The organism is Pseudomonas sp. CBZ-4 (assembly GCF_000346755.1).
Lineage (GTDB): Bacteria > Pseudomonadota > Gammaproteobacteria > Pseudomonadales > Pseudomonadaceae > Aquipseudomonas.
Genome location: NZ_ANNV01000164.1, coordinates 267906 through 282564, shown reverse-complemented (window position 1 = coordinate 282564; position 14659 = coordinate 267906). Strand labels below are relative to the sequence as shown.

The following is a 14659-nucleotide window of genomic DNA, read 5'->3' as shown; positions in this document are numbered from 1 at the left end:
GCATCAGCCAGCAACTATTGAGCTGACCCGCCGCCATCGCAGGCAAGCCAGCTCCCACATTTGATCTGCGTTTAAGCAGCTGGCTGATTCGGCTTGTAGTCCTTGAGCAGCAGATACGTACTCCACCCCCACCAATCATCCGTCCAGCGCTTGTCGTTCAAGTCATTCACGTCCTTGCGCCGCAGCACCTTGTCGCCTTCCATCTTGAACAACGGTGAGAAGTTGTTCGCCGGGTTTTGCGCGGCGTTCAAGTCCGGGACATGCAACGGCGCCTTGAAGTTGGCCGGGGAGGGCGCCACGCCGCTGATAAAGGTTTCGAAGATTTCATCCGCCGAAGCCTGTACCGCACGCTTGACCTGCACCCGATTGTCCGCATCGATGGCATCGAAGTAGCGTTTATCCCCATAGGCATGCCATTGATCCCCCAGGGCGTTGCGCACCTTGAGCCCGAACTTGCTGTCCTCATCGTGCATGAAGCGGCTGATCAGCGAGCCCAGTTCCCCCGGCGTCACCACCGCTGCCAACTGTTTGCGTGGCACCCGCAAGTGTCCGGCGGAAAACAGGTCGGTCAAAAAGTGATCAGCAAAGCTATTCATGGCATACGCCAGTTCCAGCGCTTGGTCGGTACCGGTTTGATGCGCCACCACGGCCTGTTGCAGGGCCGCCGTATGCCCGGCCAGGTACGCCGACAGTGCCCATTCACCAAAGTGGTCGGCATTGTCCGCCGCCAGTTTCAAGTAGCGCCCCAATGGCACCAGCGCCGAAACCGCACTGCCGCCACCGGTGATGCGGTTCCACTCCTCGGACAACGTATCACCCAGCGCGTCGTAGGCTTCGTGGGCCTGCTTGCCGTCCCTGATCGCCTGGTTGACCGCGTTGATCTCCTTTTGCATCACCGCGAGGATCTTGCGCGCTTCTTCCCGCGACGCCGGCAGAACCGCCAGCGAATTGAACGCGGCAGTAAAACGTTGCACACGGTCGGCAGGCGACGCGCCATCGCTGATGGGTTGGCCGGGAACGCCGTAGAAATCGCCGCCCAGGGCAATCACCTGGCCGTAGGTCAGCGCCAGGCCGTTGGGCAGGTGCAGCTCGACTTGGCGGGCGGGGATTGCGGGGGCGTCGTTGGCGAAACGCAACAGGGTGTCGTCGCCGATGGCGGTGTGCTCGCCGCCTTCGAAGCGCAGGATCGGTTGGTTTTTTGCGGGTGCTGCGAGTTCAAGACCTGGCATGTTAGCTCCTTGCTATGTCGTAGGAATCTTCCTTAATAACTGTATGTTTATACAGTTATTGACAGCATAGAGGAATAATTTCCTACGTCAAGAAGCCAGGTCATACAGCGAACCCTGGACGCACCTCGACGAATTGCAGTTGACGAATCTTTTTATAGTTGTACGATGACGTACGACATCACCAAAACCAACAACAACCTTTCGACAGAAAGTCTTCGCCCAGGGTGTTCGAATAATGAATCCACAAGAACTGAAGTCCATCCTCTCCCACGGTTTGCTGTCTTTCCCCGTGACCGATTTCAATGCGCAGGGTGACTTCCACCAGGCGGGCTACATCAAGCGCCTGGAATGGCTGGCTCCTTACGGCGCCAGCGCCTTGTTCGCCGCCGGCGGTACCGGTGAGTTTTTCTCCCTTGCCGCCAGCGAATATTCCCAAGTGGTGAAGACCGCTGTTGATACCTGCGCCACCAGCGTGCCCATCCTCGCCGGTGTGGGCGGTTCGACCCGCCAGGCCATCGAGTACGCCCAAGAAGCCGAGCGCCTGGGTGCCAAAGGCCTGTTGCTGCTGCCGCACTACCTCACCGAAGCCAGCCAGGACGGGGTTGCCGCCCACGTTGAAGCGGTGTGCAAGTCGGTGAAGATCGGTGTGGTGGTGTACAACCGCAACGTCTGCCGCCTCACCGCGCCACTGCTGGAACGCCTGGCCGAGCGCTGCCCGAACCTGATCGGCTACAAGGATGGCTTGGGCGATATCGAGCTGATGGTCTCGATCCGCCGTCGCCTCGGTGACCGTTTCAGCTACCTCGGCGGCCTGCCGACTGCAGAGGTTTACGCCGCTGCCTACAAGGCCCTGGGCGTGCCGGTGTACTCCTCGGCGGTGTTCAACTTCATCCCGAAAACCGCGATGGATTTCTACCACGCCATTGCCCGCGAAGATCACGCCACCGTCGACAAGATCATCGACGACTTCTTCCTGCCGTACCTGGACATCCGCAACCGCAAGGCCGGCTATGCCGTGAGCATCGTCAAGGCGGGTGCCAAAATCGTCGGCTACGACGCAGGCCCGGTGCGCACTCCGCTGACCGACCTGCTGCCGGAAGAATACGAAGCCCTGGCCGCGCTGATCGACAAGCAAGGCGCGCAATAACTTATCTACAAGGCCGCTGAGAGATCAGCGGCCTTTTGCGTCAGGAGAAGATTCGTGTCCCAAGCCCAGCGTTTTGAAAACTACATCAACGGCCAATGGGTGGCCGGTGCCGACTATTGCGTCAACCTCAATCCGTCGGACTTGTCCGATGTGATTGGCGAATACGCCAAGGCCGATGTCGGCCAAGTCAACGCCGCCATCGAGGCGGCACGCGCCGCGTTCCCGGCCTGGTCCACCTCCGGGATTCAGGCGCGCCACGATGCCCTGGATAAAGTCGGCAGCGAAATCCTCGCCCGCCGCGAAGAGCTCGGCACCTTGCTGGCCCGGGAAGAGGGCAAGACCCTGCCCGAAGCCATCGGCGAAGTGACCCGCGCCGGCAATATCTTCAAGTTCTTTGCCGGTGAATGCCTGCGCTTGTCCGGCGACTACGTGCCGTCGGTGCGCCCGGGCGTCAATGTGGAAGTGACCCGCGAAGCCCTCGGCGTGGTCGGCCTGATCACCCCGTGGAACTTCCCGATTGCGATCCCCGCGTGGAAAATCGCCCCGGCCCTGGCCTACGGCAACTGTGTGGTGATCAAACCGGCCGAACTCGTGCCGGGCTGCGCCTGGGCGCTGGCGGAAATCATCTCTCGCGCCGGCTTCCCGGCTGGCGTGTTCAACCTGGTGATGGGCAGCGGTCGTGTGGTCGGCGATGTGCTGGTCAACAGCCCGAAAGTCGATGGCATCAGCTTCACCGGCTCCGTTGGCGTCGGTCGTCAGATCGCCGTCAGCTGTGTGTCGCGCCAGGCCAAAGTGCAGTTGGAAATGGGCGGCAAGAACCCGCAGATCATCCTCGACGACGCCGACCTCAAGCAGGCCGTCGAGCTGTCGGTACAGAGCGCGTTCTACTCCACCGGCCAGCGTTGCACCGCCTCCAGTCGCCTGATCGTCACCGCCGGGATTCACGACCAGTTCGTCGCGGCGATGGCTGAGCGCATGAAATCGATCAAGGTCGGCCATGCGTTGCACAGCGGCACCGACATCGGGCCGGTGGTTTCCCAGGCCCAGTTGGATCAGGACTTGAAGTACATCGACATCGGCCAAAGCGAAGGCGCGCGGCTGGTGAGCGGTGGTGGCCTGGTGACCTGCGACACCGAAGGTTACTTCCTGGCGCCGACGCTGTTTGCCGACAGCGAAGCCGCCATGCGTATCAGCCGCGAGGAGATCTTCGGGCCGGTGGCCAACGTGGTGCGCGTGGCGGACTACGAAGCGGCACTGGCCATGGCCAACGACACCGAGTTCGGTTTGTCGGCGGGCATTGCCACTACGTCGCTGAAATACGCCAACCACTTCAAGCGCCACTCCCAGGCCGGGATGGTGATGGTCAATCTGCCGACCGCCGGTGTGGATTATCACGTTCCATTCGGTGGCCGTAAGGGCTCATCCTACGGTTCGCGTGAGCAAGGTCGCTATGCGCAAGAGTTCTACACCGTGGTGAAGACCAGCTACATCGGTTCGTAACACGCAACACCTGTAGGCACCGGTTCCTGTGTGGGAGCTGGCTTGCCTGCGATGCAAGCACCTCGGTGATGCTATCGCAGGCAAGCCAGCTCCCACATAGAGCGGTCCTCAGTGGCAACAACAAATAATTACCCGCAAAAAAAATAATTAGTGGGAGTACTTCTTTATGCAAGCGACCAAGCCAACCCACGTCCGCTATTTGATATTGCTCATGCTGTTCCTGGTGACCACGATCAACTACGCCGACCGGGCCACCATCGCCATCGCGGGCTCCAGCCTGCAAAAAGACCTCGGCATCGACGCGGTCACCCTCGGTTACATCTTCTCTGCATTCGGTTGGGCCTACGTGGCCGGGCAAATTCCCGGCGGCTGGTTGCTGGACCGGTTCGGCTCGAAAAAAGTCTATGCCCTGAGCATCTTCACCTGGTCACTGTTCACCGTGCTGCAAGGCTATGTCGGTGAGTTCGGTGTCTCCACCGCTGTGGTTGCGCTGTTTATGCTGCGCTTCATGGTGGGCCTGGCCGAAGCGCCGTCGTTTCCCGGAAACGCCCGTATTGTCGCGGCGTGGTTTCCTACGGCCGAGCGCGGCACGGCTTCGGCGATCTTCAACTCGGCGCAATACTTCGCCACGGTGTTGTTTGCACCGCTGATGGGCTGGATCGTCTACAGCTTCGGCTGGCAGCACGTGTTTATCGTGATGGGCGTGATCGGCATCATCTTCTCGCTGATCTGGCTGAAAGTTATCCACAGCCCGCGCCAGCACCCGCTGATCAACGAAGCCGAGTTCAACCACATTGCCGCCAATGGCGCGATGGTGGACATGGACCAGGACAAGGGCAAAGGTAAAAAAACTGACGGTCCGAAGTGGGATTACATCCGCCAGTTGCTGACCAACCGCATGATGCTCGGCGTGTACCTGGGCCAGTACTGCATCAATGGCATCACCTACTTCTTCCTGACCTGGTTCCCGGTGTACCTGGTGCAGGACCGTGGCATGACCATCCTCAAGGCCGGTTTCATCGCCTCGTTGCCGGCGATCTGCGGCTTTATCGGCGGCGTGCTCGGCGGGGTGATTTCCGACTACCTGCTGCGCAAGGGCCATTCGCTGACCTTCGCCCGCAAGGCGCCGATCATCGGTGGCCTGCTGATTTCCAGCAGCATCGTGGCCTGCAACTACGTGGATATCGAATGGATGGTAGTGGGCTTCATGGCCCTGGCCTTCTTCGGTAAAGGCGTTGGCGCACTGGGTTGGGCGGTGGTGTCCGACACGTCGCCGAAACAAATCGCCGGCCTCAGTGGCGGCTTGTTCAACACCTTCGGTAACCTCGCGTCGATCACCACGCCGATCGTCATCGGCTACATCATCAGCACCACCGGCTCGTTCAAATGGGCCTTGGTGTTCGTCGGCGCCAACGCGCTGGTGGCGGTGTTCAGCTACCTGGTCATCGTTGGCCCGATCAAGCGCGTGGTGCTCAAAGAGCCGCCAACCAAGGGCCCAGAGCTGACCCAACTTACCGAAGCGCACTCCTGAGGGGCGATGTAATGCAGTTGATTGAACATGCCGACTCGCCGCGCTCCATTCGTTTGCACGAGCGCGACAACGTAGTGATCGTGGTGAACGACCAGGGCGTTCCGGCCGGGACCGAGTTCCCGGACGGTCTGGTGACCGTGGATTTCATCCCCCAGAGCCACAAGGTGACCCTCGAAGATATCCCCGAGGGCGGTCAGATTATTCGCTACGGCCAGACCATCGGTTACGCCTTGGCGCCGATTCCGCGCGGCAGTTGGGTCCAGGAAGATCAACTGCGCATGCCCACTGCGCCACCGCTGGACAGCTTGCCGCTGTCCACCGAGGTGCCGCAAACCCAGGCGCCGTTGGAGGGGTTTACCTTCGAGGGTTATCGCAATGCCGACGGCACCGTGGGCACGCGCAATATCCTCGGCATCACCACCACGGTGCAGTGCGTCACGGGGGTGCTGGACCATGCCGTCAAGCGTATCAAGGACGAACTGCTGCCCAAGTACCCCCATGTCGATGACGTGGTGGCGCTGACCCACAGTTACGGCTGCGGCGTGGCCATTACCGCGACGGATGCCTACATCCCGATCCGCACGGTGCGCAACCTGGCACGCAACCCGAACCTGGGCGGCGAAGCCCTGGTGATCAGCCTGGGCTGCGAGAAATTGCAGGCCGGGCAGGTGATGCACGACAACGACAGCTCGGTGGACCTGAGCGAGCCGTGGTTGTATCGATTGCAGGACTCCAGCCACGGCTTCACCGAGATGATCGAACAGATCATGGAACTGGCCGAGACGCGCTTGAAGAAGCTCGACCAGCGCCGTCGCGAAACCGTGCCGGCGTCGGAGCTGATCCTGGGCATGCAGTGCGGCGGCAGTGATGCGTTTTCCGGCATCACCGCCAACCCGGCGCTGGGTTATGCCTCGGATTTGCTGCTGCGGGCCGGGGCGACGGTGATGTTTTCCGAAGTGACTGAAGTCCGCGATGCGATCTACCTGCTGACTTCACGCGCCGAGAGCAAGGAAGTCGCCCAAGAGCTTGTCAGGGAAATGGACTGGTACGACCGTTACCTGGCCAAGGGCGAGGCCGATCGCAGTGCCAACACTACGCCGGGCAACAAGAAGGGCGGGTTGTCGAACATTGTCGAGAAGTCCTTGGGCTCCATCGTCAAGTCCGGCAGCAGCGCGATCAACGGCGTGCTCGGCCCGGGCGAGCGTTTCAAGGGCAAGGGCCTGATCTTTTGCGCCACGCCGGCCAGTGACTTTGTGTGCGGCACCTTGCAGTTGGCGGCGGGGATGAACCTGCATGTGTTCACCACCGGGCGTGGCACGCCGTATGGGCTGGCGATGGCGCCGGTGGTGAAGGTGTCGACGCGTACGGAGTTGGCGCAGCGCTGGCCGGATTTGATCGACATCGATGCCGGCAGGATTGCCACCGGACGTGCGAGCATTGAGGAGTTGGGGTGGGAGTTGTTCCACTTCTACCTGGATGTGGCCAGTGGCAAGAAGCAGACCTGGGCGGAGCGGCATAAGCTGCATAACGACATCACCCTGTTCAACCCGGCGCCCATCACCTGAAGTGGACGCGGACTCTGTGGGAGCAGGCAAGCCAGCTCCCACATTTGAAGGCATTCACAAATCAAAAATGTGGGAGCGGGCTTGCCCGCGAAGGCGTCTTGACAGGCGCTACAGGTCAGCATGGCTTATCATTAGCCACCTAACGACGCTCACCAAGGTTCTCCCCGGCATGCTGGCAATCTTCCTCACCACCCTGTCCATCACCGCGCCGGTGTTTGCCATGCTGTTTCTTGGTGTGCTGCTCAAGCGCATCGATTGGATCAACGACAACTTCATCCACACGGCGTCGTCCCTGGTGTTCAACGTCACCATGCCGGCGCTGCTGTTCCTGGGCATCCTGCATGCCGACCTGCACTCGGCGCTCAAGCCAGGCTTGCTGATCTACTTCGCCGTCGCCACCTTGCTCAGCTTCGCGTTGGCCTGGGGCTGGGCGATCTGGCGTTGCCCGCGTGAAGACCGCGGCATCTACACCCAAGGCGCGTTTCGCGGCAACAACGGCGTGATCGGCCTGGCACTGGCGGCGAGCATGTACGGTGATTACGGCATCTCCCTCGGCGCGATCCTCGCCGCGCTGGTGATCCTGTTCTACAACACCCTCTCGACCATCGTGCTGGCGGTGTACAGCCCGGTGATCAAGTCCGATCCGTGGAGCATCTGCAAAAGCGTGGTGGCCAACCCGTTGATCATCAGCGTGATCGCTGCCACGCCGTTCGCGGTGTTCCAGATCGGCTTGCCCGGTTGGCTGGAGTCGTCGGGGCGCTACCTGGCGGACATGACCTTGCCGCTGGCGCTGATCTGCATTGGTGGCACCTTGTCGCTGGCGGCATTGCGCAAAAGCGGCGGCATGGCCTTGAGTGCGAGCCTGGTGAAGATGATCGGGTTGCCCCTGGTGGCCACGCTGGGCGCCTGGCTGCTGGGGTTCCGCGGGCCGGAGTTGGGGATTCTGTTCCTGTACTTCGGCGCACCGACGGCGGCGGCGAGTTTTGTGATGGCCAGGGCGGCCGAGGGCAATCATGAGCTGGCGGCGGCGATTATTGTGATCACGACGCTGATGGCGGCGGTGACCACCAATATCGGGATTTTTGTGTTGCAGGCAGGTGGGTGGATCTGAGTTTTGTGGTGTCTGTGAGGGCCAATCGCAGGCAAGCCAGCTCCCACATTTTGAAAGTGTTCACAATTCAAGTGTGGGAGCTGGCTTGCCTGCGATAGCTATCTGACAGTCACTGCTGATCCGCCTGATACGCCTCAATCACTTCCTGCGCCGCGCGAAACGCATCAATCGCCGCCGGCACACCGGCATACACCGCACAATGCAGCAGCGCCTCGCGAATTTCCTCCACGGTACAGCCATTGTTCAACGCGCCGCGCACGTGGCCCTTGAGTTCCTGCGGGCACTTGAGTGCAGTGAGGGCGGCGAGGGTGATCAGGCTGCGGGTCTTCAGCGGCAGGCCTTCGCGATTCCATACGCCGCCCCACGCGTGTTCATTGACGAAATCCTGCAACGGCTGGGTGAACGCGGTGGCATTGCCCAGGGCGCGGTCAACGAACACATCGCCCATGACCTGGCGACGCATCTCAACCCCGGACTTCTTCTGATCGGTCATTGCGATTCCCTCTTCTGTTGGCGGCGCCAGGCTCGCAGCGTGCTGAACAACAGAAAAGCCACCAGCACTGGCAGGACGTAATAGAGCATCAGGTGTTCAAGCTTGGTGGCCAGGGGCATGCCGGTGGTGAACGACATCACATGCAGCCCGTACGCCAGATAAAGTCCCAGCAGCACCAGACCTTCGGCGCGGGTCACGCGGTAGCCGGTGTAGAACACCGGCAGGCACAACACCAAGGCGGCGAGCATCACCGGCAGGTCGAAGTCCAGGGCGTTGGGCGAGACCGACAGCGGCGTCGGCGCCACCAGCGCGGTAAATCCCAGCACGCCGAGCAGGTTGAACAGGTTGCTGCCGATCACGTTGCCCACGGCGATGTCCCGTTCGCCGCGCAGGGCGGCGATCAGCGAGGTGGCCAGGCACGGCAGGGAAGTGCCGACGCCGATCAGCGTCAGGCCGATCACGCGCTCCGACAGCCCCAGATCGCCGGCCACATCCACCGCCGCGCCCAGCAGCAAGTGCCCGGCCAGCACCAGCACCAGGAACCCGCCGAGTAACAGCAGCACACTGCTCAGCCAGGGTGCCTTGGCCACCGTGTCCAGGGTGCGCGGGCGGCGGGAGTGGCGGGTCTGGTAGTGCAACACGCCGAGGTAAGCGAGCAGGGCCACCAGCAGCAGCAAGCCGTCGGCGGGCGTGAGCGCTTCATTGGCGGCCAGGGTAAACACCAGCAAGCCCGCGATGATCATCACCGGGATATCCAGGCGCACCAGCTGGCGCGAGACCCGCAGCGGAATGATCAGCGCCGACAGGCCCAGGGTCACCAGGACGTTGAAGATGCTGCTGCCGATCACGCTGCCCACGGCGATATCGGTGTTGCCGGCCAGGGTGGCTTGCAGGCTGACGGTCATCTGCGGTGCGCTGCTGCCGAAGGCGACGATGGTCAAGCCGATGATCAACGGCCGCACCTTGAGGCTGGCGGCCAGGCGCACGGCGGCACGCACCAGGATTTCCGCGCCGGTGATCAGCAACAGCAAGCCGCTGACCAGTTCCAGCAGGCTCCAGGGCGAGAGGGCAGTTAATCCGAAAATGGCCAGGGCTCCGTGTCAGTTGCTCAGCGCTTGCACGCGCACCCGCGCGGTGCCGCTGCTGAGCATGCCGAGCTGCTCGGCAGCCTTGCGGGAAAGGTCGATCAAGCGCCCACGGGTATGCGGGCCGCGATCATTGATGCGCACCACTACGGATTTGTCGTTGGCGAGGTTGGTCACCTTGACCTGGGTGCCGAACGGCAATTGCCGGTGGGCGGCGGTCAGGGCGTTCTGGTTGAAGGGTTCACCGCTGGCGGTTTTTTTGCCGTGGTGCTTGGCGCCGTAATAGGAAGCGGTGCCGGTTTCGTCGTAGCCGTTGGGGTTGACGAGGCCGCTGGCGCAGCCGGTCAACAGGGAAAAAAGAGCCAGGAGGCCGAGTAGACGCTTCATGCAAGGTATCCCCGTATCAAATGTGGGAACTGGCTAATGTGGGAGCTGGCTTGCCTGCGATGGCGGTGGTGGCTGACACACCGCTATCGCGGGCAAGCCCGGCTCCCACAGAAGCCGGGTCCTACATGTGCTCAGCCTTCGAGCTTGCTTTTCAGCAATTCGTTCACCTGTTGCGGGTTGGCCTTGCCTTTGGAGGCTTTCATCGCCTGGCCCACAAAGAAGCCGAACATCTTGCCGCGCTTGGCTTCGTCGGCCGCGCGGTATTGCTCGACCTGCTCGGCGTTGGCCGCGAGCATTTCATCCAGCACGGCCGAGATCGCGCCGCTGTCGGTGACTTGCTTGAGGCCGCGCTTGTCGATGATCTCGTCAGCGTTGCCTTCGCCTGCGGCCATGGCTTCGAACACGGTCTTGGCGATCTTGCCGGAGATGGTGTTGTCCTTGATACGCAGCAGCATGCCGCCCAGTTGCTCGGCCGTGACCGGGGCTTCGTCGATTTCCAGGCCCTGTTTATTCAACAGGCTGCCCAGCTCAACCATCACCCAGTTGGCCGCCAGCTTGGCGTCACCGGCAATGCTCACGACTTTTTCGAAGTAGTTGGCTTGTTCGCGGCTGGAGGCCAGGACGCTGGCATCGTAGACCGACAGGCCGAACTGCTCCTGGAAGCGCTCGCGTTTCTGCTGCGGCAATTCCGGCAGGGTGGCGCGCACGTCATTGAGGAACGAGTCCTCGATAACCACCGGCAACAGGTCCGGGTCGGGGAAGTAACGGTAGTCGTTGGCTTCCTCCTTGCTGCGCATGGCGCGGGTTTCGTCTTTGTTCGGGTCGTACAGGCGGGTCTGCTGGATGACCTTGCCGCCGTCTTCGATCAGTTCGATCTGGCGACGCACTTCGCTGTTGATCGCCTTCTCGATGAAGCGGAACGAGTTGACGTTCTTGATCTCGCAGCGGGTGCCGTACTCGGCCTGGCCCTTTGGACGGATCGACACGTTGCAGTCGCAACGCAGCGAACCTTCGGCCATGTTGCCGTCGCAGATGCCCAGGTAGCGCACCAGCGCGTGGATGGTCTTGACGTAGGCCACGGCTTCCTTGGCGCTGCGCATGTCCGGCTCGGAAACGATTTCCAGCAGCGGCGTGCCGGCACGGTTGAGGTCGATACCGGTGGCGCCCGGGAATTCTTCATGCAGGCTCTTGCCGGCATCTTCTTCCAGGTGCGCGCGGGTCACGCCGACGCGCTTGATGGTGCCGTCTTCCAGGGGGATGTCCAGGTGGCCCTTGCCGACGATCGGCAGTTCCATCTGGCTGATCTGGTAGCCCTTGGGCAGGTCCGGGTAGAAGTAGTTCTTGCGCGCGAACACGTTGTGCTGGCCGATCTCGGCGTCAATCGCCAGGCCGAACATCACCGCCATGCGCACCGCTTCCTGGTTCAGCACCGGCAAGACGCCGGGCATGCCCAGGTCGACCAGGCTGGCCTGGGTGTTGGGCTCGGAGCCGAACGTGGTGGCGCTACCGGAGAAAATCTTCGATTGGGTGGCGAGCTGGGTATGAATCTCCAGCCCGATCACGACTTCCCATTGCATAGTGTTCTCCTCAGAAGCCGGTAGGGGTGCGGGTGTGCCAGTCGGTGTGCAACTGGTACTGGTGCGCCACATTGAGCAGGCGGCCTTCCTGGAAATACGGGGCGAGCAATTGCACGCCCACCGGCAGGCCATCGACGAAACCGGCAGGCATGGACAAGCCCGGCAGGCCCGCGAGGTTGGCGGTGATGGTGTACAGGTCTTCGAGGTACGCAGCCACCGGGTCGCCATTCTTGGCGCCAAGCTTCCAGGCCGGGTTTGGCGTGGTTGGGCCGAGGATCACGTCGACTTCTTCAAAGGCCGCCATGAAGTCGTTCTTCACCAGGCGACGGATTTTTTGCGCCTTGAGGTAGTACGCGTCGTAGTAGCCGGCCGACAGGGCGTAGGCACCGACCATGATGCGGCGTTGTACTTCGGCACCGAAGCCTTCGCCACGGGAGCGCTTGTACAGGTCGGTGAGGTCTTTCGGGTTTTCGCAGCGGTAGCCGAAACGCACGCCGTCGAAACGCGACAGGTTGGAGGAGGCCTCTGCCGGCGCGATCACGTAGTAGGCCGGAATCGCGTGCTGATTGTTCGGCAGGCTGATTTCCTTGATCACGGCGCCGAGCTTTTCCAGCTCCTTGACGCTGTTGTGCACCAGTTCGGCGATGCGTGGGTCGAGACCGGCGCTGAAGTATTCCTTCGGCACGCCGATGCGCAGGCCCTTGATCGAGGTGTTGAGGCTGGCGCTGTAGTCCGGCACCGGCTCATCGATGCTGGTGGAGTCCTGTTTGTCGAACCCGGCCATGCCTTGTAACAGAATCGCGCAGTCTTCCGCAGTGCGTGCCAACGGGCCGCCCTGATCGAGGCTGGACGCGTAGGCGATCATGCCCCAACGGGAAACGCGACCGTAGGTCGGCTTCAGGCCGGTGAGGTTGGTGAACGCCGCTGGCTGGCGGATCGAGCCGCCAGTGTCGGTGGCGGTGGCCGCCGGCAGGAAGCGCGCCGCCACGGCTGCAGCCGAACCACCGGACGAACCGCCCGGTACGTGCTCCAGGTTCCATGGGTTTTTCACCGCGCCGTAGTAGCTCGATTCGTTGGCCGAACCCATGGCGAATTCGTCCATGTTGGTCTTGCCCAGGGTCACGGCCCCGGCGGCAGCCAGCTTGGACACCACGGTGGCGTCGTAGGGCGCCTTGAAGTTGTCGAGCATCTTCGAGCCGCAGCTGGTGCGAATGCCCTGGGTGCAGAACAAATCCTTGTGGGCAATGGGAGCACCCAGCAACGCGCCTTTTTCACCGTTGGCGCGACGTACGTCGGCGGCCTTGGCCTGGCTCAGGGCCAGTTCTTCGGTGAGGCTGATGAAGCTGTTGACCTTGGGATCGTGCTCGGCGATACGCGCCAGCAGGGTCTTGGTCAGCTCTTCGGAAGAAAACTTTTTGTCGGCGAGACCGCGGGCGATCTCGGCCAGAGTCATGTGATGCATGAAAGGCTCTTTCCCTTTAGTCGATGACTTTCGGAACCAGGTACAGGCCGTTTTCGACCGCTGGCGCGATGGACTGGTAGGCCTCGCGATTATTACTTTCTGTTACGACGTCTGCGCGCAGGCGCTGGCTGGCTTCCAGCGGGTGCGCCAGGGGCTCGATGCCGTCGGTATTCACGGCCTGCATTTGGTCAACCAGCCCGAGAATGCTGTTCAGGGCTGCGGTAATCGGTGGAAGATCGGCTTCAGCCAGGCCCAGGTGGGCGAGGTGAGCGATTTTTTCCACGTCGGAGCGGTCAAGCGCCATGGGATTCTCCAGTGGAAAACAGAACGGAGGGCGTCCGTGTGTTAGATTGTCGGAACACTACCGCATTTCTACGGTCATATGGCCGCGATTGTGGGGGTTGGTGCGTAGAAAGTCGGCCAATTTAGCACATTGGCGCCTTGCCCAAAATCCCTGTCGTTGTTAGAGTTTGCCGCACTTTTTTACCCACGCGTTGCCTAGGGTCCTTTCCCCATGTTCAAGAAACTGCGTGGCATGTTTTCCAGCGATCTTTCCATTGACCTGGGCACTGCCAACACCCTTATTTACGTGCGCGAGCGCGGTATCGTTCTGAATGAGCCATCGGTTGTGGCCATTCGGACCCATGGTAATCAGAAAAGTGTCGTTGCCGTCGGCACCGAGGCCAAGCGCATGCTCGGCCGTACACCAGGCAATATTGCTGCCATTCGTCCGATGAAAGACGGCGTGATCGCCGACTTCAGCGTCTGCGAGAAGATGCTGCAGTACTTCATCAACAAGGTTCACGAAAACAGTTTCCTGCAGCCCAGCCCTCGTGTGCTGATCTGCGTTCCATGCAAATCCACCCAGGTGGAGCGTCGTGCCATCCGTGAATCGGCCCTTGGCGCCGGTGCCCGTGAAGTGTTCCTGATCGAAGAGCCAATGGCTGCTGCGATCGGTGCCGGTCTGCCAGTTGAAGAAGCGCGCGGTTCGATGGTGGTGGATATCGGTGGTGGTACCACTGAAATCGCCCTGATCTCCCTGAACGGTGTGGTGTATGCCGAATCCGTACGCGTGGGCGGCGACCGTTTCGACGAAGCGATCATCACTTATGTGCGTCGCAACTACGGCAGCCTGATCGGTGAATCCACCGCAGAGCGCATCAAGCAGGAAATCGGTACCGCTTACCCAGGCGGCGAAGTGCGCGAAGTCGATGTTCGCGGTCGCAACCTGGCCGAAGGCGTTCCACGTGCCTTCACCCTGAACTCCAATGAAGTGCTGGAAGCTCTGCAAGAGTCCCTGGCTACTATCGTTCAGGCTGTGAAGAGCGCCCTGGAGCAATCGCCGCCGGAACTGGCGTCCGACATCGCCGAGCGTGGCCTGGTGCTGACCGGTGGTGGCGCCTTGCTGCGCGACCTCGACAAGCTGCTGGCCCAAGAGACTGGCCTGCCGGTGATCGTCGCCGAAGACCCGCTGACCTGCGTAGCCCGTGGCGGTGGTCGTGCACTGGAAATGATGGATAAACACACCATGGACCTGCTCTCCAGCGAATAAGCTGGGTTGAGCGGTACAGG

Annotated in this window: 13 protein-coding genes; 6 read left to right on the top strand and 7 right to left on the bottom strand. The window is 61.6% G+C overall.

Annotated features, from left to right (window positions below; translation table 11 throughout):
- Positions 1 to 71: 71 nt before the first annotated feature.
- On the bottom strand, positions 72 to 1229 hold the full coding sequence (locus B348_RS0125115; RefSeq protein ID WP_017738785.1) for a hypothetical protein: 1158 nt from the start codon (positions 1227 to 1229) through the stop codon (positions 72 to 74).
- A gap of 235 nt (positions 1230 to 1464) precedes the next feature.
- Between B348_RS0125115 and kdgD the strand changes: the two genes are divergently transcribed.
- The 5 genes from kdgD (at position 1465) to B348_RS0125090 (ending at position 8083) form a co-directional block, all read left to right on the top strand.
- Positions 1465 to 2376: a 5-dehydro-4-deoxyglucarate dehydratase gene (gene kdgD / locus B348_RS0125110; protein ID WP_017738784.1), complete on the top strand. Its 912-nt coding sequence runs from the start codon at positions 1465 to 1467 to the stop codon at positions 2374 to 2376.
- Positions 2377 to 2430: 54 nt separating this feature from the next.
- A complete protein-coding gene (locus B348_RS0125105; RefSeq protein WP_017738783.1) occupies positions 2431 to 3876 on the top strand; it encodes an aldehyde dehydrogenase family protein in 1446 nt (481 codons plus the stop codon).
- 166 nt (positions 3877 to 4042) lie between these two features.
- On the top strand, positions 4043 to 5407 hold the full coding sequence (locus tag B348_RS0125100; protein WP_017738782.1) for an MFS transporter: 1365 nt from the start codon (positions 4043 to 4045) through the stop codon (positions 5405 to 5407).
- 11 nt (positions 5408 to 5418) lie between these two features.
- Complete coding sequence (garD, locus tag B348_RS0125095) at positions 5419 to 6972, top strand: galactarate dehydratase (protein WP_017738781.1); 1554 nt, start codon at positions 5419 to 5421, stop codon at positions 6970 to 6972.
- A gap of 169 nt (positions 6973 to 7141) precedes the next feature.
- Complete coding sequence (locus B348_RS0125090; protein WP_017738780.1) at positions 7142 to 8083, top strand: AEC family transporter; 942 nt, start codon at positions 7142 to 7144, stop codon at positions 8081 to 8083.
- A 109-nt stretch (positions 8084 to 8192) separates the two neighbouring features.
- Here B348_RS0125090 and B348_RS0125085 read toward each other — a convergent pair whose 3' ends face one another.
- The 6 genes from B348_RS0125085 to gatC all read right to left on the bottom strand — a co-directional run bounded on the left by B348_RS0125085 (position 8193) and on the right by gatC (position 13391).
- Complete coding sequence (locus B348_RS0125085; RefSeq protein ID WP_017738779.1) at positions 8193 to 8576, bottom strand: carboxymuconolactone decarboxylase family protein; 384 nt, start codon at positions 8574 to 8576, stop codon at positions 8193 to 8195.
- Complete coding sequence (locus tag B348_RS0125080) at positions 8573 to 9619, bottom strand: calcium/sodium antiporter (protein ID WP_026137051.1); 1047 nt, start codon at positions 9617 to 9619, stop codon at positions 8573 to 8575. The genes B348_RS0125085 and B348_RS0125080 overlap by 4 nt, the downstream gene beginning before the upstream one ends.
- A gap of 57 nt (positions 9620 to 9676) precedes the next feature.
- Positions 9677 to 10048: a septal ring lytic transglycosylase RlpA family protein gene (locus tag B348_RS0125075; protein ID WP_026137050.1), complete on the bottom strand. Its 372-nt coding sequence runs from the start codon at positions 10046 to 10048 to the stop codon at positions 9677 to 9679.
- 131 nt (positions 10049 to 10179) lie between these two features.
- A complete protein-coding gene (gatB, locus tag B348_RS0125070; protein WP_017738776.1) occupies positions 10180 to 11625 on the bottom strand; it encodes an Asp-tRNA(Asn)/Glu-tRNA(Gln) amidotransferase subunit GatB in 1446 nt (481 codons plus the stop codon).
- Between the two features lie 10 nt (positions 11626 to 11635).
- On the bottom strand, positions 11636 to 13087 hold the full coding sequence (gene gatA / locus B348_RS0125065) for an Asp-tRNA(Asn)/Glu-tRNA(Gln) amidotransferase subunit GatA (protein ID WP_017738775.1): 1452 nt from the start codon (positions 13085 to 13087) through the stop codon (positions 11636 to 11638).
- Positions 13088 to 13103: 16 nt separating this feature from the next.
- Positions 13104 to 13391 carry an Asp-tRNA(Asn)/Glu-tRNA(Gln) amidotransferase subunit GatC gene (gene gatC, locus B348_RS0125060; RefSeq protein WP_017738774.1) on the bottom strand — a complete coding sequence of 96 codons (288 nt, stop codon included), beginning with the start codon at positions 13389 to 13391 and terminating at the stop codon, positions 13104 to 13106.
- Between the two features lie 210 nt (positions 13392 to 13601).
- Between gatC and mreB the strand changes: the two genes are divergently transcribed.
- On the top strand, positions 13602 to 14639 hold the full coding sequence (gene mreB, locus B348_RS0125055) for a rod shape-determining protein MreB (protein ID WP_002555108.1): 1038 nt from the start codon (positions 13602 to 13604) through the stop codon (positions 14637 to 14639).
- The last annotated feature ends 20 nt before the right edge of the window (positions 14640 to 14659 follow it).

Coding starts and splice junctions, on each gene's coding strand:
- mreB (WP_002555108.1), top strand. CDS start 13,602: ATGTTCAAGAAACTGCGTGGCATGTTTTCCAGCGATCTTTCCATTGAC.
- gatA (WP_017738775.1), bottom strand. CDS start 13,087: ATGCATCACATGACTCTGGCCGAGATCGCCCGCGGTCTCGCCGACAAA.
- B348_RS0125075 (WP_026137050.1), bottom strand. CDS start 10,048: ATGAAGCGTCTACTCGGCCTCCTGGCTCTTTTTTCCCTGTTGACCGGC.
- B348_RS0125100 (WP_017738782.1), top strand. CDS start 4,043: ATGCAAGCGACCAAGCCAACCCACGTCCGCTATTTGATATTGCTCATG.
- B348_RS0125115 (WP_017738785.1), bottom strand. CDS start 1,229: ATGCCAGGTCTTGAACTCGCAGCACCCGCAAAAAACCAACCGATCCTG.
- gatB (WP_017738776.1), bottom strand. CDS start 11,625: ATGCAATGGGAAGTCGTGATCGGGCTGGAGATTCATACCCAGCTCGCC.
- gatC (WP_017738774.1), bottom strand. CDS start 13,391: ATGGCGCTTGACCGCTCCGACGTGGAAAAAATCGCTCACCTCGCCCAC.
- B348_RS0125090 (WP_017738780.1), top strand. CDS start 7,142: ATGCTGGCAATCTTCCTCACCACCCTGTCCATCACCGCGCCGGTGTTT.
- garD (WP_017738781.1), top strand. CDS start 5,419: ATGCAGTTGATTGAACATGCCGACTCGCCGCGCTCCATTCGTTTGCAC.
- kdgD (WP_017738784.1), top strand. CDS start 1,465: ATGAATCCACAAGAACTGAAGTCCATCCTCTCCCACGGTTTGCTGTCT.
- B348_RS0125085 (WP_017738779.1), bottom strand. CDS start 8,576: ATGACCGATCAGAAGAAGTCCGGGGTTGAGATGCGTCGCCAGGTCATG.